Source organism: Pseudolysinimonas sp. (assembly GCF_051954455.1).
Taxonomy (GTDB): Bacteria; Actinomycetota; Actinomycetes; order Actinomycetales; family Microbacteriaceae; genus Pseudolysinimonas.
The window spans coordinates 1-20,267 of sequence record NZ_JBQCHS010000020.1 but is presented as its reverse complement, the minus strand read 5'-3'; the positions used below and the strand labels follow the sequence as shown (position 1 = coordinate 20,267).

Sequence of the window (20,267 nt, the reverse complement as noted above, 5' to 3'; positions counted from 1 at the left end):
CCTGGCCGCTCCCCCGAAGGCGACCTGTGGTGCCGAAGCTGTGCCGGTATCACGACTGCGCTCACGTGCGACCGATGCGGCCGGCCGAACGATTCCGCAAGGGTCTCTGCGCACGCTGCGTGCTCGAGGACGACCTCCGCGACATTCTTCGACCCGGCGACGATCTCCGCCTGCACCGCCTGGTCGGCGTACTCAGCTCCGCCGAACGCCCCGAAAGCGTCTACACCTGGATGCGCGGAGCCAAAGCCAGAGACCTTCTGAGCCGGGTCGGCGCCCGGAACCTCGAACTCACCCACGACGCCTTCGATCAGCTGCGCGGCTCAACTGCGGCCGATCATCTCCGTGCGATCCTCGAACACCACCGCATGCTCCCCCAGCGTGGACCACTCCCCCTTGTCCGGTTCGAGACGTGGCTCACCGAACGCGTCGCGCAGCTGCCCGACGACGGCACCCGCGCCACTATCGAACGCTTCGGCACATGGCACCACCTGCGCCGAACCCGCCGCCGGGCGGACGATCCGACTGCGCAGCTCCAGACGGTCACGCACGCGGCCAAGCAAGAGATCACCGAAGCCGGAAAGTTCCTCTTGTGGCTCCGAGACACCCACGACGTCGGACCCGCCGCCCTGCAGCAGGCGCACGTCGACGAGTACCTCAGCAGCGGCACCAGCACCCGCCGGCACATCCGGAACTTCGTGCGCTGGCTCAACCCCGAACAGCAACGCCACGGCGCGAACCGGCTCGACGCTCCCCGCCGCGCAGCACAGTCCGAACCCCAACTCACCCAGAGCCAGCGGATCCAACTCGTCGTCAACTGCCTCACGCTCGAGCAGGTCGCGCTCTCCACGCGCATCGCCGGCCTGCTCCTGCTGCTATGGGCTCACCCGCTGAACAAGATCGTCGCCCTCACCACCGCCGACGTCACTCTCGAGCCGGACGCGATGCACATCCGCCTCGGCAAGATTCCCACCCTCGTCCCCGAGCCGATCGCGCCAATGTTCTGGACCCACCTGCGCAACCGGGCGAACCAGCAAACCACGAACACCGGCACCGACTGGCTCTTCCCAGGGACGCGCGCCGGACACCACCTCCACGAGAGCACCCTCGGCGAGAGGCTTCTCGCCCTCGGCATCGACGGCCAACGCGCCCGGAATGCGACCTTGCGCGACCTCGGCCGCGAACTCGACCCGAAGAGCTTGATCAACACCCTCGGGTACGCCCCCGCCATCATTGCGGCACACGTTGCCGGAGGCTCCGGCTCGGACTACGTCACCCTCCGGCGCCGCGAGCTCGGCGACCGGGCGCGTTAGCGCGACGAATCAGGGTTGGTCGTAGATCGGCAGCTGAGGACGATGTTCGTCGTCGGGCAAAGCGTCTTGCTGATCCTGAACCAGATCGATCAGGTAGATGTACGCGGCTCGTGCCACCCGGAGCGCTTCGCGGGTTGCCTCGATGAGGCTGCGAGCATCGACGCTGCTATGCGCGAGCTCCGTCGCGCCAGTCGCCTCGCCCCACGTCAGGTTGACCAGCCGGTGTGTGCCGGCGTTGCGGAGTGTCTTGGCCGCCGGGTACATCCCCGCCGGGTCCATGTCGAAAGCGAGCTCGGCCAATGCGACGCCGGCACTCATGAGCTTGTCGGGCACCGGGAGACCATCGCGAAGCACGTCGCTCCCCGGCTCTCTCCAATACTTTGCGAAGTTCACGACGCGAGGAACGAGGCCGGTTTCGAAATGGTCGTTGGCGGCGACGGCGATCTTGTCGAGGAGGTCGAGCGTCGCTCGCTGCGCGAGTACGAGGCGAGCGGGCGTCTCGCCGTAGAGCGACATGTCCAACGTGTCGGAGTAGGTGCCGCTGTCGGAAGGATGCTGCGCGAACGGCGATTCGTTGAGAAGGACCTCACCGTCGAACGCCAGCCGTCGGGCGACGAGATATTCGGCCTTGAGGACGTTCATCGAGGTGAAGATGCGAGGCGGGTCAGGTTCTTCCATCGGGACCGTAACGCCCTGGACGAGCGCATCGTCCCAGCGCGGATTGTCCGAGCCCAGGCCTTCGACGGCGAGGGTGAGCGCGAGACGGTGCTGCTTGATCCATTGCTGGTAACCGTCGAGTGGATCGCCGTCGTGCGAGACGTGGCCCTGGCTTCCGGACGGCGGCAGCGCGTCCCAACGCTTCGCCACGTCCTCGCCTGCGAGCTCGACGGTGCGGTCTCGGTGCTTCAGAGCCTGCTCGCGGTACTTGTCGTACAACGCTGCGTAGTGGCCGGAGAGGCCCCGGCCTCGGGCGACTCGGATCCGGAGCATCTCGGCAGCGTTGCCTGCCGCGTTGCCGTTGGTCGGGTCAGCCGTCAGGGCATCGACATACGCCTGGTAGGCCTCGACCCAGCGACCCGAGTGATCGAGCTCGTTGCCGAGATTGCAGAGGGCTCTGCCTCTGGTGTCGTCGTGTGCGGCGGAGTAGCCCACGACCGAGAAACCGCGACGCAGATGCCGCAGCATTTCGCGGTCGCGAAGGGCGATCAGCCCCGGCGGCAGAGTCGGGTCCGCCGCCTTCCACTCTCGGGCGTTGAGCTTGTGGAGCGCCGATCGGCCATTGGCGATGTTGTATTGAAGCTGCTCGGCGAGCTGGGGCTCACCGTCTTGTTCGAGAGCATCCTGAGCGCATCGGATTCCGCTCTCCACGGCATCGCGATCGCGATGGTCGTCGCCGAGATTGATGAGCATCGAGGAGGAGGTGAACTTGAGCTGGGCCCACGCGGACGGGGTCAGCTTGCGCGCATCGAATGCGGCATCAAGGTCGCTGGCGAAGTTCTTGATGAGCGCGATCGTCCCCGAGTCGCCACGCTCGAATATCCCGATGAGCGAGTCGCGACGACGGATCCAGGCCCCCGGGACGCGACCCACCTCATTAGCCATTCGCTGCTCCGTCCAGCGTCCGATAGATCGTCTGCCGACTCACCCCGAAGTAGGCCGCGAGCGAGGTGACCGACTCCCCCGAGCCGTGCCGTTCGACGATGTGCGTCATCTTCTGCGGCGTCAGCTTCGGACGTCGGCCGCCGGTCCTCCCCCTTGCCTTCGCCGCGGCGAGCCCGTCTTTGGTCCGAGCCACGATAAGGTCGCGCTCGAACTGTGCGAACGCGGCCAGGATCGTGAAGAACATCCGCCCCTCGGGTGATCGGGTGTCGATCGGCTGCTCGAGCACCTGCAGCTCAATCCGGCCGGCCTCGAGCCATTGGCTGATCTCGAGAAGGTCTTTCGTCGAGCGCCCGAGGCGGTCCAGTCGGGTGACGACAAGTGTGTCGCCGGCTCGCAGTTGCTCTCGCGCGCGGTCCCACCCGGGTCGACTCGCCCGGGTCCCGCTGAAGTGCTCGACGAACACCCGATCCACGCCCGCGCGCTCAAGAGCGTCTTGCTGGCTCGACGGGTCCTGATCAAGCGTCGAGACGCGCGAGTAGCCGATGCGGTGGGTGGTCACCCGCGCAGTGTCACACAAACGGACGTCATTATCGCCGCCATTCGGACACGGCAATCGGACGTGCAGACGACCGGCTTGATGTCACTCTCGGGGCGCGTCCGGAAACGATCGTTTCCGGCACGGCCGAAAATTGCGCCCGCGCCCGGACATACTGTCGTAGTGACGCCAGAGGAGCGATTCGCAGCCCTGATGGACGACGCGTCTCGGCGCGTGACGGCAAGCACAGAGCCCGCGTTCGAAGTGTGTGCTGAGGTCATGGCGGAGTGCATGCACTTGGCATTCGAGGTTGAGCAAGCGATGGGTGGCTACATCTACTGGGGTGGAATCTCGGACCTTGAAAGCGCGCCGCTTGGGCCGGAGTCGGCGGAACTTTGCACGGCCGTCGCTGTTGAGTTCTCGCGACGGTGGCTCAAGTTGACGGATCGAACGAATCCGGAAGTACAGCTCAGATTCCTATCCGATTGGCGACCGCGGTGGGAGCAGATCGCGGAAGAAGCATTCCGAGGAGCCTGACCTCGACGGCCATCGGAGCGCCAGCGCACCGCCCAGAATCGCTATCCGCACTCGCCAATCTCAATCTCAATCTCGGGGCGGCCCGCGAGTCGTCTGTGATCGTCTCGTCTGGCTACGAGTGCGGGGACGGCATATTGAAGGAGTGCATCCTCAACTGCTGCGCTGACCAGGTCGCGGTCGAGCGCGGCAGAGTCCAGCGTCCACCACGCGTCGCCGCGCCCCATCAAGCGCCCGATGCGCTCGTGCCATTGGAACCGCCCATAGTTCACGTTGCCGGAGGGGTGGGCACGTCGCTGCCCCCAACGCTCCTGCCAGTCGGCCTTGCTCATGGCGCTGACGTTGAAGGTAAAACGAACGCTCTCCGCCGTGCTGGACGATGAGGACTGCAATCCGAGCAAGAGGAACATCGACTCGTCGGGAAGATAGAACTGTGCTCCCGACCCTTTGAACCCCGCGGAGCGGAGTGCCGGCGCGATCTGTTCCTTCATCATCGTGCGCAACTGATCCGGGGCTCTCATGGCGCTGAGCGTAACTTGGGCCCGCGCCAGACCAATCGCGACTGCGCCAAGACCGATCGTTTTGCGATGCCCGAGTTGATAAGCGAGGTCGCTCGTCCCGCGGGCAGCGTGAGAACCTGTCATTTGTGTTTCGGACGGATCTCAGGACAGCAGCCGATCCGTCGCGACCGCTAGCCCGGCGAGTGCGAGCGCTATCAACTGCGATTCAGCTATTCCAGCCGTTGGGCTACAGGGAGACTTTCGCCCGGATTCACTTGGCCACTGGCTCGCGCCGCGGCTCGTGGAGCCCAGAACAGATCGACAACGCCGTCGTGATGCTCTTGGCGGCTCATGATGATTGGACCGACTATCGCAGCGAGCGTGAACATCAAACGCATCGTGCCAAGAGCACGCCCGGGTATCGGCCGCTCGATCCGCGCCGACTCAAGGCGGAGTGGAGGGAGCGCTACTTCGCTCTCCACGGCGGCGAATGGAAGATGGATCACGACATCAGCGAATTTCGATGACAGATTCGCTCTGACGTGTCGAAGACGATCGCCTAAGGACGAGCGTCCCCATCAGGCCAATCGAGCTTGGCGATCAGATCGTGCATCTCAACCAGAGTGATTTCGCCGTTTACCTACCGGTCCTGCACCGCCTGCACGTCAGCACTGCTCTCTCCACCCGAGAGACGCGACGATGCTCGAACCTCCTGAATGATCCGTCGGCGCCGTGCCCATTCGGACGGCTCGATGAGGACAAGTCCCATAGCAATGAGCTTTCTACCAAAGCAGGAGAGGCCGGCGCGTATGCTCACGAAACGTGAGGTTCGTACAGCGCACCGTTGTGATCTTCGGCGCCGGGATCTGAGTGCCACGCATGAAGCGCCTAGCAGCGGGAGGGTTGGCCCTCCTCGTGCTGCTGTCCCTCACTGGATGCGGATTGCTCTTCGTTCGGCACGACGTCTCCGAAAAGCCGTTGCGCAAACTACTCAGCAACGTCGCGACAGTGGTCGATGTCACCTCCCAGGACGACGATACGTTCGGCAGGACGGTCTGGGTCACGGTGAACAAACTCGTCGAGAGCGACCTGCAGACCGTTGTCGCAGATGCCAACAAGTTGCTTGCGGGTCATCACGCCACGTTCAAGATCACGTTCCGCAAGGACAACCTGCTCACAATCGTGTACCCGAACCAATTCTCTGCCGACGAGCTCTCCCGCGAGGTGACCTACTGGCTTGCCATGTCGAGCGCTGAAGGCGCCCCGCTGGGCATCATTCTGCAGAAGGGGGTGGACGGCCCGTATCGAAACATCTGGAATCCCGCTGGCGACGGCGCCGCCGTGAAGTGGCAAGCCCTACGGGCAGTGCCCGACCCAGGGCCACCGGACCGAACGTGGTACTTCGATGGCTTCGTTGCAGAAAAGGCCATGCCAACCCCGGAGGTCGTGGCCTTCAAAGACAGATTGACCGCCATCCCGCTGGGACACGGCGAAAGCGTCGGAGTGGACTACTTCCTCCCTGGTTACGTCGAAGTGAGATACATATCCCCCGACGCCGGGCTCGCGGATCCGACTACGTCCGCTAGTTGGCCGCGCGTGCAAGAGATCGTGACCCAGCTCGCGGCCCTCGACCTGCCGCAGTCCAACTTCGTCTTCGTCTCGGACAAATTCAGCAAGAATCTCTCGAGCCTGCATCTCGGCGCGTGCTCCAAGGTGGAATCCGAAGGTCAGGCATGGCCGCAGCTCGCTGCCGCGCTGACCAGCTCGGGGATCAACTTCCCCCGCGGGGTCAGCAGCGGCTTCTGCGACGACGCCGACCAGTAGGGCGGTCGACGGCTCGGCCGTGTGGATGCTTACCCGCGAGCCTCAACCACCCTCGCTAACGACCACCTTCAGCGCGCCGAATAGTGGGAAAACGGATAACGGGTTTCTCCATCAAGAGTCCAGGGCGGCCGATCTCCGATGTAGGAGGAAGGAGAACGGGCTCTCCCGAGCTCTCACCTAGCTGTACTCGACGGAGATCACGCGATCGGCGCCGTCGAGACAGATCAGGCCGCCGTGAGGAACGATCCACTGGGGCCTGGTGTGCCCGAACGGCACGCCGACGCACACCACCGCCGATGGGTTGTACCGTGCCATTTGCTCAAGCACCGCCTCGCGCTGCTCGCCACGGAGCTGATCGCGCTGACGAGCACCCGGCACCTTCCCTCGCTCACTCACCGGGGGTCGAGCGACGAGCACGCCAGAGGCCGCTCCCAGAAAGCCCCTCTCCCCCAGGGAACGCATCCAGCGCCCGACCTGCACGGCAGTCGGGATCTCCTCGCTCGTCTCGATGAGGAGTACCGAGCCCTCGAGCCTCTCCACCGACGGCATCCGACCCGCCATGGCGATCTGATCGATGACCTCGAGACAGCCGCCCCACGAGCGGCCCTCGACTTTTGATGACGGGCCCGACCACGTCCACGGCTTGGTCGCCTCACGCGATCCGAACTCGTGGAGCGCACGCTCATCGGTCCACTCGACGCCGAAGTCCTCCGACTCCCCCGGGTCGTGAAGCTCGAGCCGCCCCCCGTCGAGCAGAGCGGCCCGGAGCGAGGCCGCATGCACCTCATCGACACGAGGCCCCGGCCCCAGATGCACCTGCGTCGAACCTCCGTAGAAGCTCTGCACCCCGAGCTGCCACAGGAAGTTGTGAAGGTGCGTGTTGTCGCTATAGCCGACAAACGGCTTCGGGTCAGCAGCAACGACATCGGGATCGACGTGCGGGATGACGGTCACCTGATCGTCTCCCCCGATGGTCGCGATTACAGCTCGGATCGACGGATCCGCGAATGCCGCGTTGATGTCCGCTGCCCGCGCCTCGGCCGACGCTCCGAGTTCGCGCGTCGTCGGGAACTCGACCGGCACAAGGCCGGTGACGGCGGCCAGCCGCCGGATGGCTTGCTCGTGTAGTTGCGGCGCGACGGCGGGTGCCGCGAACGAGGGTGACAGCACGGCGACTCTGTCGCCCGGCCGAGCCTTCGATGCCATGGCGAGTTCCCCCGGCTGCATTCGGCTAGTAGATCAAACCCGGCCGCCACCGAGACGCGGAATAGTGAGGAAACGAATGACGGGCTTCCCCATCAGAAAACACATCACGTGCGGCTCCCGCAACGCCGATCAGCCCGGCGAGCTCTGTGCGCGGCTGCGCGGCTGCGCGGGATGCTGACAGTCCGCATCGACATCCGTTCCGTACGCGGCTAGTCGTTGGGGCTCTCGGGACTCCCCTTCGACCGAAGCCCGTCCACGTAGCCTTGCCAGTATTCGTGGGTGCGAGTTCGAAAGAGCCTGTGTAGTCGGTTCTGATTCGCAATGCCGAGGTCGTAGAAGTATCGCCGGCGTTCGGTTCGCAAGTAGGAGTGCACTCGCAGTATCTGCTGGCCCCTGCGAAAGCCCTTTTCGTACTCGACGGCATCCATCGGAGCGACCTTTCGCGCGACGCCGGTGACGGGTCAGCTGGAACCCTAGATAGCTGGCGTTCGCTCACGTTACCACCGACGCAGTCAGACTCCGTTCTTGAGCCGCGCCCTTCGCGTCGCGACGACGGCTCCGAGGCCGAGCATCAGCGCCCCGACGGCCGGGAGCACGAGCCAGGCCGAATCCACCCCGGTGGGCGGAAGTGCCGCTGCCGCAGCGGTCGCCGCCACCACCGTGAGCGCCGCCGGATCCGCCGTCACCCCGGGACCCGTGGCGGTGATGGTGTGGGAACCCGGCGCCGTGTCCGCCGGGATCCTGACGACCTGCGAGAAGGTCCCGGTGGGCGAGACCGTGACCGTGACCAGGGTGACCGGCGTGGAGTGCAGCATCAACGCCTGCGTGGATCCCGCGGGGAAGCCGGTTCCGGAGACGGTGATGTCCGCTCCCGCCGCGATCCGGTCGGTGTCGAACGCGAGCGTGGGGCGCTCCACGTCGACGCTGACCGTCGCGTCGGTGCTCGCGCCCCCGGCGTTCGCGGCCTGGTACCGGAAGGAGTCGGATCCGGCGAAGCCGGCGGCCGGCGTGTAGGTCGCGGTCGTGCCCGCGAACGTCACCGTCCCGTGCGCCGGACCGGACGTGGCCGTCAGGGCCACCGATGAGGTCGGAGCGACCGGGAGCGGGATCGCGACGGGGGTCTCCATCGACGTTCGAGCCGAAGCGCCGGACGCGGTGGGGCGTGGGATCGCGTACGTCGTCAGCTGGACCAGGCCGTTCCGGACCCGCCACTGGTTCTGATAGATGTCGAGCCATTGGCCACCGGCATACGCCGCCGGAAAGACCGCGCAGAGACCGACGTAGGTGGGGAGCATGACGGCGTAGCGGGTGCCCTGCACGATCGGGATCGGCGAGTCCATCGGGACCGGTGCGGTGGACGGCCATGCGACGGAGCCCTGGCCCAAGACGGTCCCCGAGGGTGTGCCGTCCCCGGTCACCGATTGGATCTGGAGGCTCAGGGTCGACGGCTGATTCGGGATCAGGGACGAGGTCCAGGTCGGGAGGTCGACGGCCGCCAGGGCACCGGTGACGCCCGCGGTGAAGGTCTGCGCCGACACGCCGTCGTCGTAGACCGCGCAGGCTCCGTTCGTCCCCGTTGTCTGATCGACCTGCCACGTCGGCGGATCGGCGGGCGCTGCGCTCGCCGGCGCTGCGACGACAAGTCCGGCGATCGCGAGGACTCCCGCGGCGAAGTATCGGACGGTGCCAGCGCTCACCCCGCGACAGTAGCGGACCCCTGCCCGTTCCCCGGCTAGGGTCGCGAGGTGACCGAGCCGAACCCGGCCGCCGATCGGGCGGGCGATGTCCCGATCCGGTGGCACGCCTCGCCCGGGGACGCCGTGCCGACGCTTCTGTGGTTGCACGGAGGGGGCTTCTTCCGCGGTGCTCTCGAGCAGCCCGAGGCGCACGCCGTGGCGGTGTCGCTCGCGGGGGCGGGGGTCGCCGTCGCGACCGTCGACTACCGACTCGCACCCGTGCCGGGGATGCCCTGGCCGCGCCGACACGCAGGCCGCCGGCGCGCTCGGTTCCCCCTCCCCCTCGATGACGTGCTCATCGCCTACCGACGGATCCGCGCGCGGTCTCCCGCGGGAGTGGTGCTCGGCGGCGCGAGTGCCGGCGCCTGTCTCGCCGCCGCCGCGGTTCTCCGAGCTCGCGACGAGGGCCACGAGCCCGCGGGCGCGATGCTCGCCTACGGCTTCTTCCACGCCGCGCTTCCGCGCGTCGGTGCGGCAGGGCCCCGCTCGCGCGGCCACCGGCGCCTCACCCACATGGCCTGGGCGCTCGACCTCGCCAACCGCAGTTACGCCGGCTCGGCGGCAGCACTCACCGACCCCCACGCATTCCCGGGCGGGCACCTCCGGGATCCGTTCCCGCGAACGCTCATGATCGACGCACAGCACGATGTCATGCGTGCCTCCGGCGATCGATTCGCCGCCGAACTGCTCGGGACCGGCACCGATCTGGAACGGCACGTCCTCCCCGGCACCGACCACGCGTTCCTCAATCGGCCACGCGACCCCGCCTTCGCCGTCGCGGTCTCGCACATCGCGCGATGGGCGTGGGCGCCTCAGGGTCGCTGAGCCACCGCCGCGCGAATCATGGCGATCGTCTCCGCGTCGTCGCGGTGCCGGTGCGCTCGCAGACCCAGCTCCCGGGCCGCGTCGACGTTCGGCGCGGCGTCGTCGATGAACAGCACCTCCCCCGGCTCCGCATTCATGCGATCCAGGACGTGTGCGAATGCGCCCGGATCCGGTTTCGCGACGCCGAGCTCGTGGCTGTAGCAGATCGGATCGAAGAGCTCCGAGAACCCGAATCGGCGCTCCTCCTCCTCGCGGGCGCCATCGGCCGAGTCGACAGGATGGCGAGACCCGCAGTGCCCCGCAGCTCGCGCAGCACCTGGAGCAGGCGTTCGTTCGCGACGCCGCCTTACGCCTCCCAGAAGTCGGCGCGCGCGGCGGCGAGTGCGTCGGCCGACGCACCCACCGCCGTTCCGAGCCGGTGCCAGTAGGCCTCCGCCGCTCCGCGTGTTCGGGTGATGTCCGGCAGCGCCGGGTCCGCCAAGAGATCCGCGAACTCCGCCGGCGTGAGGCCCACGCGTGCGGCCGAACGCGCCACCCACTCCCCCGGCCAGGTCGCGTCATCGACGACCTCCAGCACGCCGCCGATGTCGAGGAGCAGCCAGCGCACGGCCTCTCCGCTCATGATCGCCCTCCGGTCGCCGTCGATGCACGAGCATCCTGTCGTATCGGTCCGATCGAGGATGCGCTCGAGTCCTCCGGCCGCCAAGGTGGAGGGATGCGACGCGAGCGGCTGGTCGAGATCCACGGGCCGGAGTTCCGGGCGATGTCGGAGCGCGTGCTCGAGGTGACCGGCCTCACATCGCGCCTCAACGCCCTGCCCTTCGAGGACCAGGTCGGCCGCGCCGACCTGGTCGCGCGGATCCTCGGCCGCCCCCTCCCGGACCGCCTGACCGTCTATCCACCGTTCTTCACCGACCACGGGTTGAGGCTCGAGCTCGGCGAACGGGTCTTCATCAATCAGAACTGCACCTTCCTGGACTTCGGCGGCATCCGGCTGGCCGACCGCGTGATGGTCGCGCCGAAGGTCACCTTCATCACGGTCAGTCACCCGGTCGATCCGGGCGCCCGACGCACGTCGATCACGACCGCACCGATCGACGTGGAGGAGAACGTCTGGATCGGGGCGGGAGCGACGATCCTGCCCGGGGTCCGGATCGGGCGCGATGCGGTCGTCGCGGCGGGCGCCGTCGTCGCCGACGACGTGCCGCCCGCGACCCTCGTCACCGGCCCCAAGGCGACGGCGAGGAGGTCGTGGTGACGCGGCGGGTCGCGCTCCTCACCGGCGTCGGCCGGGCCCGGAGCATCGCGCACGGCATCGCGACGGAACTCGCGGTCGCCGGCTGGGACCTCGCCCTGGTCGGGTCGGCGGGCTACGACCGCGACGCCGGCTACGGCGGCGGACCCGGCGACGTCGCCGCGCTGGAGGCTGCGCTCGCCGCGGCGGGCGCCCGCACGATCCGAGTCGACGCCGACCTCGCGGACCCGGAAACGCCCGATCGGCTGGTCACGGAGTCGATCGAACGGCTCGGGCGCCTCGACGCGCTCGTGCTCTCGCACTCGCAGAGCACCGACTCCTCGATCCTCGACACGACGGTCGAGAGCTGGGACCGGCACCTCGCCGTCAACGCCCGCGCCGCCTGGCTGCTCATCCGCGCCTTCGCCGAGTCCGAGCCGACCGACGGCCGCATCGTCGCCCTGACGAGCGATCACGTCGTCCACAATCTCCCCTACGGCGTCAGCAAGGGCGCTCTCGACCGGGTGATCGTCGCGGCGGCGGGCGAGCTCGGCAACCGCGGCATCACCGCGAACGCCGTCAATCCCGGCCCCGTCGACACGGGATGGATGGACGACGCGACCCGCGCCGACCTCACGGCCCGCCAGCCCGCCGGCCGCCTCGGCACACCGCGCGATGCCGCCCGCCTGGTGCGCTTCCTCCTCTCGGAGGAGGGCGGCTGGGTCACGGGCCAGGTGCTCACGAGCGACGGCGGCTTCTCGATCTGAACCGGGGCACCGGCTCCCCGTGCCACCATGCCGGGATGAGCATCGCGATCGACACGGCCGACGGGGTCACGACCCTCACCCTCGACCGTCCGGAGAAACGCAACGCGATCACGACCGCGATGTACACCGCGCTCGCCGACGCGCTGGACGCCGCCGACGCCGACGACGCCGTCCGGGTCGTCGTCATCCGCGGCGCGGGTGCGTCGTTCACGGCGGGCAACGACCTCGCCGACTTCCTGACCGACCCGCCGACCGGGATGGACTCTCCCGTCATGCGGTTCCTGACGACGCTGGCGGCGTTCCCGAAGCCGCTCGTCGCGGCCGTCCGCGGCGCCGCCGTAGGCGTCGGCACCACGATGCTCCTGCACTGCGACCTGGTCTACCTCGCCGACGACGTCCGGCTCCTGCTCCCGTTCGTCGACCTCGGCCTCGTGCCGGAGGCCGCGTCGAGTCTTCTGCTGCCCCAGCAGCTCGGCTATCACGCGGCGGCCGCGGCGCTCCTGCTCGGGGAGCCGATCTCCCCCGCCGCGGCGCTCGCCGCCGGTCTCGCCAACGGAGTCCTGCCCGCCGATCGGGTGGAGCCCGCGGCGCGGGACGCCGCGGCACGCCTCGCCGCAAAGCCGCCCGCCGCGCTCCTCGAGTCCAAGCGGCTCCTCAAGTCCGGCACCGGCGACGCGGTGCGCACCCGCATCGCCGAGGAGGCGGACGTGTTCGCACGGATGCTGCACGAGCCGGCCGCCCGCGCCGCGTTCGCGGCGTTCCTCGGGCGAGGCTGAGCACGATCGGAGAAGACGCGCCGGGGCTCCGACGCCAGGATGGAGCCATGGCAGAGAGCACGAAGTCCTCATCCGGGTTCACCGCCGAGGAGCGCGCCGCGATGCGGCAGCGCGCCAAGGAGCTGAAGGCGCAGGAGTCGGCGGCCGAGGCGCGCCAGTCGGCGCTCGACAAGATCGCCTCCCTCGACGAGCCGGACAGGTCCAACGCGGAGCGGATCCTCGCGATCGTCGACGAGGTCGCCCCCGGTCTGGCCGCGCGCACCTACTACGGCAGCCCGGCGTGGGCCGACGCCGACGGCAAGGTCGTGTTCTTCTACCAGGAGCGCGCGAAGTTCAAGGTCCGCTACGGCAACCTCGCGTTCTTCGAGCCCGCGACGCTCGACGACGGCACGATGTGGGGCACCGCGTGGGCCATCACCAAGCTGAGCAAGGCCGACGAGAAGCGCATCGCCGAGCTCGTGAAGAAGGCCGCCGGCCTCTGAACCCGGCACGGGTGCGCACGGGCGGCGTGCTTGACTGACGCCATGACCGCGGCCGGCGAGGATCGCGTGGCCGGCATCGGCCGGCGCACCCAGTCCGACGTCTTCCGCGCCGGCGTCTCGGGCGATCGTCCGCGGATCCCGGTGCGATGGCCGGACCTCGTGGAGGCCGCCCGCCGCCGACTCGGGCCCGACGCCTGGGCCTACCTCGCCGGCGCGAGCGGCACCGAGACGACCGCCGCCGCCAACGCGGCCGCGTTCGACCGGTACCGCATCGTGCCGCGGATGCTGCGCGACACGAGCGGACGCGACCTCTCGGTCGAGCTGCTCGGGCGCCGGTACCCGACCCCGCTGCTCGCCGCGCCCGTAGGCGTGCTCGAGCTCGCCCACCGGGATGCCGACCTCGCCATCGCCCGCGCCGCCGGAACCTTCGGCATCCCCACGGCGCTATCCACGCAGGCGTCGATCGCGATGGAGACGGTCGCCGCCGACCCCGGCCGGCACGACGGCCCGCTCTGGTACCAGCTCTACTGGGCGAGCGACGACGAGCTGGTCGAGAGCCTCGTGACGCGGGCTGAAGCCGCCGGGGCGGAGGTCCTCGTGGTGACGCTCGACACGGGTCAGCTCGGCTGGCGACCGCGCGACCTCGACCGGGCCTTCCTGCCGTTCATCCACGGGATGGGCATCGCGCAGTACACGAGCGACCCGGTGTTCCGCCGGCTCGCCGCCTCCCGGGCCGCCGAACGCTCGACCGCCCGCGTGACCACCGCCGCCATCCGCACCCTGCTCGATCTGCGGCGCCGCGGCGTCTCCCCCGCCGAGGTGCAGACCTTCCTCGACGTCTTCTCCCGCTCGGACCTGACCTGGTCGCACCTCAGCTGGCTGCGGGAGCGCACCCGACTGCCGATCATGCTCAAAGGGATCCAGCATCCCGACGACGCCCGCCGTGCGCTCGACGCCGGGATGGACGGGGTGTGGGTCTCCAACCACGCCGGCCGGCAGGTCGACGGCGCGGTCGGCTCGCTCGACGCGCTCCCCCGCGTCGCCGACGCCGTGGCCGGCCGGGCGCCCATCGTCTTCGACAGCGGCGTGCGCACGGGCGCCGACGTGCTCCGCGCACTCGCCCTCGGCGCCGACGCGGTCGCCGTCGCCCACCCGTGGATCTACGGCATGGCGATCGCCGGCGAGGCGGGCGCGCGGGAGGCGCTCCGCAACCTGCTCGCCGAGTTCGACCTCGCCCTGGGGCTCAGTGGGCACGCCTCCGTCGCCGGGCTCGACCGCGACGCACTGGAGCCGGCCGGCGGCACCACCTAGTCGCGGCCGGCCGCCGCCACCCAGTCGTCGAGCTTGGCGGCCGCCGCGCCCGAGTCGATCGCCTCGGCCGCGACCGCGATCTGCTCGCGGAACCGCTCGCGGATGTCGCGCTCGCCCTGCGCGGTGTCGCGCGCGAGGTGCCACGACACCAGACCGGCCGCCGCGTTCAGCAGCACGATGTCGCGCACCGGGCCCGACTCCCCCGCCAGCACCCGCCGCACGATCGCGGCGTTGTGCGCCGCATCCCCGCCCCGCAGATCCTCGAGCGACGACCGTCGCAGGCCGACGTCGGCGGGGTCGAGGTCGTGCTCCGTGACGGAACCGCGCGTGACCTCCCACAGGTGGCTGTGCCCGGTCGTCGAGAGCTCGTCGAGGCCGTCGTCGCCGCGGAACACGAGCGCCGTCGCGCCGCGGGTCTGGAAGACCCCGACCACGAGCGGCACCTTGTCGAGCGCCGCGACGCCGACGGCCGAGGCCTCCGGTCGCGCCGGGTTGCAGAGCGGGCCGAGGAAGTTGAACACCGTCGGGATGCCGAGCTCCGCCCGGGTGGCCCCCGCGTTCTGGAAGCCCGGGTGGAAGTACGACGCGAAGGCGAACGTGATGCCGACCTCGTCGAGCACGCGCGCCACCCGCTCCGGGTCGAGGTCGAGCCCGATCCCGAGCGCCGCGAGCACGTCCGAGGACCCCGACGCCGACGACGCCGCCCGGTTGCCGTGCTTCACCACGCGTGCCCCGGCCGCCGCCGCGACGATCGACGCCATCGTCGAGACGTTCACCGTGCCGAACCGGTCGCCGCCGGTGCCGACGATGTCGAGTGCCATCGGATCCACCGGCAGCGGCCGCGCGTGGGCGAGGACCGCGTCGCGGAATCCCACCACCTCGTCGACGGTCTCCCCCTTCGCACGCAGTGCGACGAGGAGCCCGGCGAGCTGCGACGGGGTCGCCCGACCGGCCATGACCTCCTCCATGGCCCAGGAGGCCTCGGCGATCGACAGGTCCGCCCCGGCGAGCAGCTGGGTGAGGATCGCGGGCCAGGCGAGTTCGGTGGGCATGACGACGATGCTATTGGCGCCCGACAGACCCGGCGAATGGACCGGGGACCTCGCGCGAGAGTCCATAATGGGAATGTGAGTTCGACCTCGTTGGCCCCCTCCACCGCACCGGTGATCAACCGGCCGAACGTCGTCCAGGTCGGCGTCATCGTCTGGCTCGGCAGCGAGGTCATGTTCTTCGCGGGCCTCTTCGCGATCTACTTCACCCTGCGCTCCACGTCGCAGGGGCTCTGGGCCGAGCAGACACAGCACCTCAACGTGCCCTACGCGCTCACGAACACGATCATCCTCGTGCTCTCGTCCTTCACCTGCCAGGCGGGCGTCTTCGCCGCCGAGCGCCTGCAGGCCCGGCGCACCGGCAAGCTCCTCCAGTTCTGGAAGTGGGGCACCGTCGAGTGGTTCTATCTCACCTTCTCGATGGGCGCGGTCTTCGTCGTCGGCCAGGTGTTCGAGTACGCGACGCTCGTCAGCGAGCACGTCGACTTCACCGGTGACTCCTACGGCTCGGCGTTCTACCTGACCACGGGCTTCCACGCGCTGCACGTCACCGGCGGACTCATCGCGTTCCTCCTGACGCTCGGCCGCATCTTCGCGGTGCGCCGCTTCACCCACAAGGAGGCCACCACCGCCATCGTCGTGTCGTACTACTGGCACTTCGTCGATGTCGTGTGGATCGGCCTGTTCCTCGTGATCTACGTCCTGAAGTAACCGCATGGCCCGCAGATCGGATTCCTCCCGCACCATGGCGAACCCCGTTCCCACCTCCTCCCGGCGGCGCAAGACCGGCCGACGGTCGCCGATGGCCTCCGTGGCCCTCCTGCTGATCGGCCTCTTTGCGACCGGCGGCGCCTACGCGGCCGCCACCACGAGCGCCACCGCCGAGACCCCCGCGTCGTCGCAGGCGCAGGTCTCGGAGGGCAAGAAGCTCTTCGAGGCGAACTGCGCGAGCTGTCACGGCATCGGCGCGGTCGGCAACACCGGAGTGGCCCCGAGCCTCGTCGGCGTCGGATCCGCGGCCGTCGACTTCCAGGTCGGCACCGGTCGCATGCCGATGGCCGCCAACGGCCCGCAGGCCGAGCAGAAGCCCGTGCAGTTCACCGACTCGCAGATCGCGGCCATGGCGGCCTACGTGGCCAGCCTCGCCCCCGGGCCCTCCATCCCGAGCGAGGCGTCGCTGAAGAGCGACAAGGTGTCCACCGGCGCCGAGCTGTTCCGTGTCAACTGCGCCATGTGCCACAACGTCGCCGGTGCCGGCGGCGCCCTCACCGAGGGCAAGTACGCCCCCTCGCTGCAGGGCGTCAGTGCCAAGCACATCTACGAGGCCATGGTGACGGGCCCGCAGAACATGCCGGTGTTCAACAACCTCAACATCACGCCGAAGGACAAGGCGGCGATCATCGCCTACCTGCAGTACCTCGACAAGAACCCCTCGCCCGGCGGTCTCGACCTCGGCAACCTGGGCCCGGTGTCCGAGGGGCTCTTCGTCTGGATCTTCGCGCTCGGCGCCGTCGTCGTGGTCACCATCTGGCTGACCGCGAAGCCGAACTAACGGCTCGGAAGGAATCGCAACAGCAATGGCAGAGCACGGGACCCCCGGAACCGCCGTCGAGCGGCACGAGGAGCCGACGGCGTCGGCAGGGACCGCCGTCGTCCTCCCCGAGTCCGAGAAGATCCAGAACCCCGGATTCCCGCCCTACCGGGCGCGGGTGAGCGACCTCGACCCGGTCAAGGCGAAGGCCAACGAGCGCCGTGTGGCGTGGCTCTTCGTCGCCTCGATGGTCGGCAGCGTCGGCGCGATCGCCGCCTACATCGTCTTCCCGATCACCCCGGGCGACCCGAACTCGGTGCGGCTCAACACGCTGTTCCTGGGTCTCGGGATCGCGCTCGCGCTCCTCGGGATCGGCGTCGGCGCCGTCCACTGGTCGAAGGCGCTCATGGAGGGCCACGACCTCTCGGAGGAGCGTCACATGACGCGCGGCTCCGACACGACGCGCGCCCGCGCGGTCGAGATCTTCCACCTCGGCAACAAGGAGTCCGGCTTCACCCGTCGGAAGATGATCCGGAACACGCTGATCGCCGCGCTGGCCCTCTGGCCGCTGCCGGGCATCATCGTCTTCCGCGACCTCGCGCCGGCCAACCAGGACGCGAACGACGTCCTCCGTCACACGATGTGGCGCAAGGGCACCCGCCTCACCAAGGACCCGAACGGCGTGCCGATCAAGGCGTCGGACGTCACGCTCGGCTCCGTGTTCCACGTCATCCCCGAGGGCCTCGAGGACCGCGAGGACGCGCTGGAGCAGAAGGCCAAGGCCGCCGTGCTCCTCATGCGTCTGAAGCCCGAGGACCTGCACGTCTCCGCCGGTCGCGAGAACTGGAACTACCAGGGCATCGTGGCCTACTCCAAGATCTGCACCCACGTCGGATGCCCCGTGGCGCTGTACGAGCAGCAGACGCATCACCTGCTCTGCCCGTGCCACCAGTCGCAGTTCGACATCACCCACGAGGCCGAGGTCATCTTCGGCCCCGCCAAGCGGCCGCTGCCGCAACTTCCCATCACGGTCGACAGCGAGGGGTACCTGGTCGCGCAGAGCGACTTCCACGAGCCCGTCGGCCCCAGCTTCTGGGAGCGTGAGCACGTATGAGCGTCGACACGACCGCGCCCGCCGCGGCACCGGCGACCGCCACCGACGGTGAGGAGCAGCTGCCCCCGGGCCGCGGGATGCGCCTGACCAACTGGGCCGCCAACTACATCGACGAGCGGACCAGCATGTCGGGGCTCGTCAAGGAGCTCGGCCGCAAGATCTTCCCCGACCACTGGTCGTACATGCTGGGTGAGGTCGCCCTCTACAGCTTCGTCGTCATCCTGCTGTCGGGCACCTTCCTGACCTTCTTCTTCCAGGCCTCGATGGCCGAGACGGTCTACCACGGCTCGTACGCGCCGCTCGAGGGCATCAAGATGTCCGCCGCGATGTCGTCGACGCTGCACATCAGCTTCGACGTGCGCGGCGGTCTGCTGCTGCGCCAGATCCACCACTGGGCGGCGCTGCTGTTCGTGGCCTCGATCGGCCTGCACATGCTGCGCATCTTCTTCACCGGTGCGTTCCGCAAGCCGCGTGAGATCAACTGGCTGGTCGGCTTCACGCTCTTCGTGCTCGCCATGGCCGAGGGCTTCACCGGCTACTCGCTCCCGGACGACCTGCTGTCCGGCAACGGGCTGCGCATCATCGCGGGCATGGTCGAGGGCATCCCCGTCGTCGGCACCTGGATCACGTTCCTGCTCTTCGGCGGGGAGTTCCCGGGCACCGCGATCGTCGGACGCCTCTACACGCTGCACATCCTGCTGCTGCCGGCCGCCGTGGTCGCGGCGATCGGCATCCACCTGGTCCTGCTGATCGTCAACAAGCACACCCAGTTCGCGGGCCCGGGCCGGACCGAGAAGAACGTGGTCGGCGTGCCGATCATGCCCGTGTTCGCGGCCAAGGCCGGCGGATTCTTCTTCATCGTCTTCGGCATCATCGCCCTCATCGCGTCGACCGTCACGATCAACCCGATCTGGAACTACGGCCCCTACGACCCGTCGCCGATCTCCGCGGGCACCCAGCCCGACTGGTACATCGGTTTCGCTGACGGGGCGCTTCGCCTCGTGCCGCCGGGCTGGGAGTTCATGCTCGGGCCCTACACGGTCTCGATGAACATCATCGTGCCGATCCTCGTGCTCGTCGTCTTCCTCCTCGTGGTCGGGCTCTACCCGTTCTTCGAGGCGTGGATCACCGGCGACAAGCGCGAGCACCACATGAGCGACCGTCCGCGCAACGTGCCCACCCGCACCGCGATCGGCGCCGCCGGCATCACGTTCTACGCGGCCCTCTGGGCGGCGGCGAGCTCCGATATCGTGGCCACCCACTTCGGCATGTCGATCGAGGCCGTGATCCACATCTGTCAGGCCGCGCTCATCATCGGGCCGTTCATCGCCTTCTTCGTCACCAAACGGGTCTGCCTCGGGCTGCAGAAGAAGGACCGGGAGATCGCGCTCCACGGGTTCGAGTCGGGCCGCATCGTCCGCCTCCCGGGCGGCGAGTACATCGAGGTCCACCGGCAGCTGTCGGACTACGACCGGTGGCGTCTGGTCAGCTACGACGACTACCAGCCGCTCATGCTGCGCCCCAACGAGCGCGGCAAGATCACCAACGCGGCGCGCATGCGTGCGAGCCTGTCGCGCTGGTTCTTCGAGGACCGCATCGCCCCCGTCACCAAGGGCGAGCTCGAGGTGGCTCAGCAGCACGGCGGTCACTGATCCGCATCTCGAACGGCCCCGAGGACTCGTTCCTCGGGGCCGTTCGCTGTGTCGGGACGGTGGGGTGGGGTGTGTGCCTCGCCGACCGCATCCCGCGAGTAGGCGCAAGCGCCGTATCGAGACCATCAGGCAGATCACGTTTCCCATGCCGCACCGCGTCGCGGTCGCGGCCGCGTCGCGTCGCGTCGGCGCCGACGAGTCACTCAGGCGGGGCGGAGGGCGCCTCTCTCGGGACGCTGGCTCGGGCCTGGCGGGTGCGCCGCGCAGCGGTGCACGAGA

General features: G+C 68.8%; 21 protein-coding genes. 13 read left to right on the top strand and 8 right to left on the bottom strand.

Annotated features, from left to right (window positions below; genetic code table 11):
- Positions 1-119: 119 nt before the first annotated feature.
- Positions 120-1,310, top strand: coding sequence for a hypothetical protein (locus ACTHM3_RS09265; RefSeq protein ID WP_440405803.1), 1,191 nt, complete (start codon positions 120-122; stop codon positions 1,308-1,310).
- A 9-nt stretch (positions 1,311-1,319) separates the two neighbouring features.
- Here ACTHM3_RS09265 and ACTHM3_RS09260 read toward each other — a convergent pair whose 3' ends face one another.
- The 3 genes from ACTHM3_RS09260 to ACTHM3_RS09250 all read right to left on the bottom strand — a co-directional run bounded on the left by ACTHM3_RS09260 (position 1,320) and on the right by ACTHM3_RS09250 (position 4,502).
- Complete coding sequence (locus ACTHM3_RS09260; protein ID WP_440405802.1) at positions 1,320-2,912, bottom strand: LA2681 family HEPN domain-containing protein; 1,593 nt, start codon at positions 2,910-2,912, stop codon at positions 1,320-1,322.
- Positions 2,905-3,471: a recombinase family protein gene (locus tag ACTHM3_RS09255; protein ID WP_440405801.1), complete on the bottom strand. Its 567-nt coding sequence runs from the start codon at positions 3,469-3,471 to the stop codon at positions 2,905-2,907. Before ACTHM3_RS09255 ends, ACTHM3_RS09260 begins: the two co-directional genes overlap by 8 nt.
- A gap of 554 nt (positions 3,472-4,025) precedes the next feature.
- Positions 4,026-4,502, bottom strand: a complete 477-nt coding sequence (locus ACTHM3_RS09250) for a DUF4304 domain-containing protein (protein WP_440405800.1) — start codon at positions 4,500-4,502, stop codon at positions 4,026-4,028.
- Between the two features lie 311 nt (positions 4,503-4,813).
- On the opposite strand from ACTHM3_RS09250, the gene ACTHM3_RS09245 reads away from it, so the two are divergent.
- Positions 4,814-5,008, top strand: a complete 195-nt coding sequence (locus tag ACTHM3_RS09245; protein ID WP_440405799.1) for a hypothetical protein — start codon at positions 4,814-4,816, stop codon at positions 5,006-5,008.
- 388 nt (positions 5,009-5,396) lie between these two features.
- Positions 5,397-6,305, top strand: coding sequence for a hypothetical protein (locus ACTHM3_RS09240; RefSeq protein WP_440405798.1), 909 nt, complete (start codon positions 5,397-5,399; stop codon positions 6,303-6,305).
- A 177-nt stretch (positions 6,306-6,482) separates the two neighbouring features.
- On the opposite strand, the gene ACTHM3_RS09235 is transcribed toward ACTHM3_RS09240, so the two are convergent.
- Both ACTHM3_RS09235 and ACTHM3_RS09230 read right to left on the bottom strand, forming a co-directional pair.
- Positions 6,483-7,532, bottom strand: a complete 1,050-nt coding sequence (locus ACTHM3_RS09235; RefSeq protein ID WP_440405797.1) for a S66 family peptidase — start codon at positions 7,530-7,532, stop codon at positions 6,483-6,485.
- 491 nt (positions 7,533-8,023) lie between these two features.
- A complete protein-coding gene (locus tag ACTHM3_RS09230) occupies positions 8,024-9,208 on the bottom strand; it encodes an Ig-like domain-containing protein (protein ID WP_440405796.1) in 1,185 nt (394 codons plus the stop codon).
- Positions 9,209-9,256: 48 nt separating this feature from the next.
- On the opposite strand from ACTHM3_RS09230, the gene ACTHM3_RS09225 reads away from it, so the two are divergent.
- Positions 9,257-10,072, top strand: coding sequence for an alpha/beta hydrolase (locus tag ACTHM3_RS09225; RefSeq protein ID WP_440405795.1), 816 nt, complete (start codon positions 9,257-9,259; stop codon positions 10,070-10,072).
- On the opposite strand, the gene ACTHM3_RS09220 is transcribed toward ACTHM3_RS09225, so the two are convergent.
- Complete coding sequence (locus ACTHM3_RS09220) at positions 10,060-10,278, bottom strand: HAD-IA family hydrolase (RefSeq protein ID WP_440405928.1); 219 nt, start codon at positions 10,276-10,278, stop codon at positions 10,060-10,062. The genes ACTHM3_RS09225 and ACTHM3_RS09220 overlap by 13 nt on opposite strands.
- 140 nt (positions 10,279-10,418) lie before the next feature.
- A complete protein-coding gene (locus ACTHM3_RS09215) occupies positions 10,419-10,694 on the bottom strand; it encodes a hypothetical protein (RefSeq protein WP_440405932.1) in 276 nt (91 codons plus the stop codon).
- A gap of 93 nt (positions 10,695-10,787) precedes the next feature.
- Here ACTHM3_RS09215 and ACTHM3_RS09210 point away from each other — a divergent pair, with 93 nt between their 5' ends.
- Genes ACTHM3_RS09210 through ACTHM3_RS09190 form a run of 5 tightly spaced genes read left to right on the top strand, consistent with a single transcriptional unit; the run spans position 10,788 to position 14,642 of the window.
- Positions 10,788-11,330 carry a DapH/DapD/GlmU-related protein gene (locus ACTHM3_RS09210; protein WP_440405794.1) on the top strand — a complete coding sequence of 181 codons (543 nt, stop codon included), beginning with the start codon at positions 10,788-10,790 and terminating at the stop codon, positions 11,328-11,330.
- Positions 11,327-12,073: an SDR family oxidoreductase gene (locus ACTHM3_RS09205; protein WP_440405793.1), complete on the top strand. Its 747-nt coding sequence runs from the start codon at positions 11,327-11,329 to the stop codon at positions 12,071-12,073. Before ACTHM3_RS09210 ends, ACTHM3_RS09205 begins: the two co-directional genes overlap by 4 nt.
- Before the next feature lie 35 nt (positions 12,074-12,108).
- On the top strand, positions 12,109-12,849 hold the full coding sequence (locus ACTHM3_RS09200) for an enoyl-CoA hydratase-related protein (RefSeq protein ID WP_440405792.1): 741 nt from the start codon (positions 12,109-12,111) through the stop codon (positions 12,847-12,849).
- 47 nt (positions 12,850-12,896) lie between these two features.
- Positions 12,897-13,331 (top strand): hypothetical protein, encoded by a 435-nt coding sequence (locus tag ACTHM3_RS09195; protein ID WP_440405791.1) that lies wholly within the window; start codon positions 12,897-12,899, stop codon positions 13,329-13,331.
- A gap of 42 nt (positions 13,332-13,373) precedes the next feature.
- Complete coding sequence (locus tag ACTHM3_RS09190; RefSeq protein WP_440405790.1) at positions 13,374-14,642, top strand: alpha-hydroxy-acid oxidizing protein; 1,269 nt, start codon at positions 13,374-13,376, stop codon at positions 14,640-14,642.
- Here ACTHM3_RS09190 and trpD read toward each other — a convergent pair.
- Entirely contained in the window at positions 14,639-15,694 is a 1,056-nt protein-coding gene (trpD, locus tag ACTHM3_RS09185; RefSeq protein ID WP_440405789.1) for an anthranilate phosphoribosyltransferase, read from the bottom strand. The two genes, ACTHM3_RS09190 and trpD, sit on opposite strands and share 4 nt — an antisense overlap.
- A 36-nt stretch (positions 15,695-15,730) precedes the next feature.
- Here trpD and ctaE point away from each other — a divergent pair, with 36 nt between their 5' ends.
- From ctaE to qcrB, 4 genes are read left to right on the top strand one after another with little or no spacing between them, the layout of a single operon-like run.
- On the top strand, positions 15,731-16,402 hold the full coding sequence (ctaE, locus tag ACTHM3_RS09180; RefSeq protein ID WP_440405788.1) for an aa3-type cytochrome oxidase subunit III: 672 nt from the start codon (positions 15,731-15,733) through the stop codon (positions 16,400-16,402).
- Positions 16,403-16,436: 34 nt separating this feature from the next.
- Positions 16,437-17,243 (top strand): cytochrome bc1 complex diheme cytochrome c subunit, encoded by an 807-nt coding sequence (gene qcrC, locus ACTHM3_RS09175; RefSeq protein WP_440405927.1) that lies wholly within the window; start codon positions 16,437-16,439, stop codon positions 17,241-17,243.
- 25 nt (positions 17,244-17,268) lie between these two features.
- Positions 17,269-18,336, top strand: a complete 1,068-nt coding sequence (qcrA, locus tag ACTHM3_RS09170; RefSeq protein WP_440405787.1) for a cytochrome bc1 complex Rieske iron-sulfur subunit — start codon at positions 17,269-17,271, stop codon at positions 18,334-18,336.
- On the top strand, positions 18,333-19,988 hold the full coding sequence (qcrB, locus tag ACTHM3_RS09165; protein ID WP_440405786.1) for a cytochrome bc1 complex cytochrome b subunit: 1,656 nt from the start codon (positions 18,333-18,335) through the stop codon (positions 19,986-19,988). Before qcrA ends, qcrB begins: the two co-directional genes overlap by 4 nt.
- The last annotated feature ends 279 nt before the right edge of the window (positions 19,989-20,267 follow it).

What these genes read in the sequence shown, in the direction of transcription:
- ACTHM3_RS09210 (WP_440405794.1), top strand. Translation starts at nt 10,788, where the DNA reads ATGCGACGCGAGCGGCTGGTCGAGATCCACGGGCCGGAGTTCCGGGCG.
- ctaE (WP_440405788.1), top strand. Translation starts at nt 15,731, where the DNA reads ATGGACCGGGGACCTCGCGCGAGAGTCCATAATGGGAATGTGAGTTCG.
- trpD (WP_440405789.1), bottom strand. Translation starts at nt 15,694, where the DNA reads ATGCCCACCGAACTCGCCTGGCCCGCGATCCTCACCCAGCTGCTCGCC.
- ACTHM3_RS09235 (WP_440405797.1), bottom strand. Translation starts at nt 7,532, where the DNA reads ATGCAGCCGGGGGAACTCGCCATGGCATCGAAGGCTCGGCCGGGCGAC.
- ACTHM3_RS09195 (WP_440405791.1), top strand. Translation starts at nt 12,897, where the DNA reads ATGGCAGAGAGCACGAAGTCCTCATCCGGGTTCACCGCCGAGGAGCGC.
- ACTHM3_RS09215 (WP_440405932.1), bottom strand. Translation starts at nt 10,694, where the DNA reads ATGAGCGGAGAGGCCGTGCGCTGGCTGCTCCTCGACATCGGCGGCGTG.
- qcrA (WP_440405787.1), top strand. Translation starts at nt 17,269, where the DNA reads ATGGCAGAGCACGGGACCCCCGGAACCGCCGTCGAGCGGCACGAGGAG.
- qcrB (WP_440405786.1), top strand. Translation starts at nt 18,333, where the DNA reads ATGAGCGTCGACACGACCGCGCCCGCCGCGGCACCGGCGACCGCCACC.
- ACTHM3_RS09260 (WP_440405802.1), bottom strand. Translation starts at nt 2,912, where the DNA reads ATGGCTAATGAGGTGGGTCGCGTCCCGGGGGCCTGGATCCGTCGTCGC.
- ACTHM3_RS09250 (WP_440405800.1), bottom strand. Translation starts at nt 4,502, where the DNA reads ATGAGAGCCCCGGATCAGTTGCGCACGATGATGAAGGAACAGATCGCG.
- ACTHM3_RS09200 (WP_440405792.1), top strand. Translation starts at nt 12,109, where the DNA reads ATGAGCATCGCGATCGACACGGCCGACGGGGTCACGACCCTCACCCTC.
- qcrC (WP_440405927.1), top strand. Translation starts at nt 16,437, where the DNA reads ATGGCGAACCCCGTTCCCACCTCCTCCCGGCGGCGCAAGACCGGCCGA.
- ACTHM3_RS09190 (WP_440405790.1), top strand. Translation starts at nt 13,374, where the DNA reads ATGACCGCGGCCGGCGAGGATCGCGTGGCCGGCATCGGCCGGCGCACC.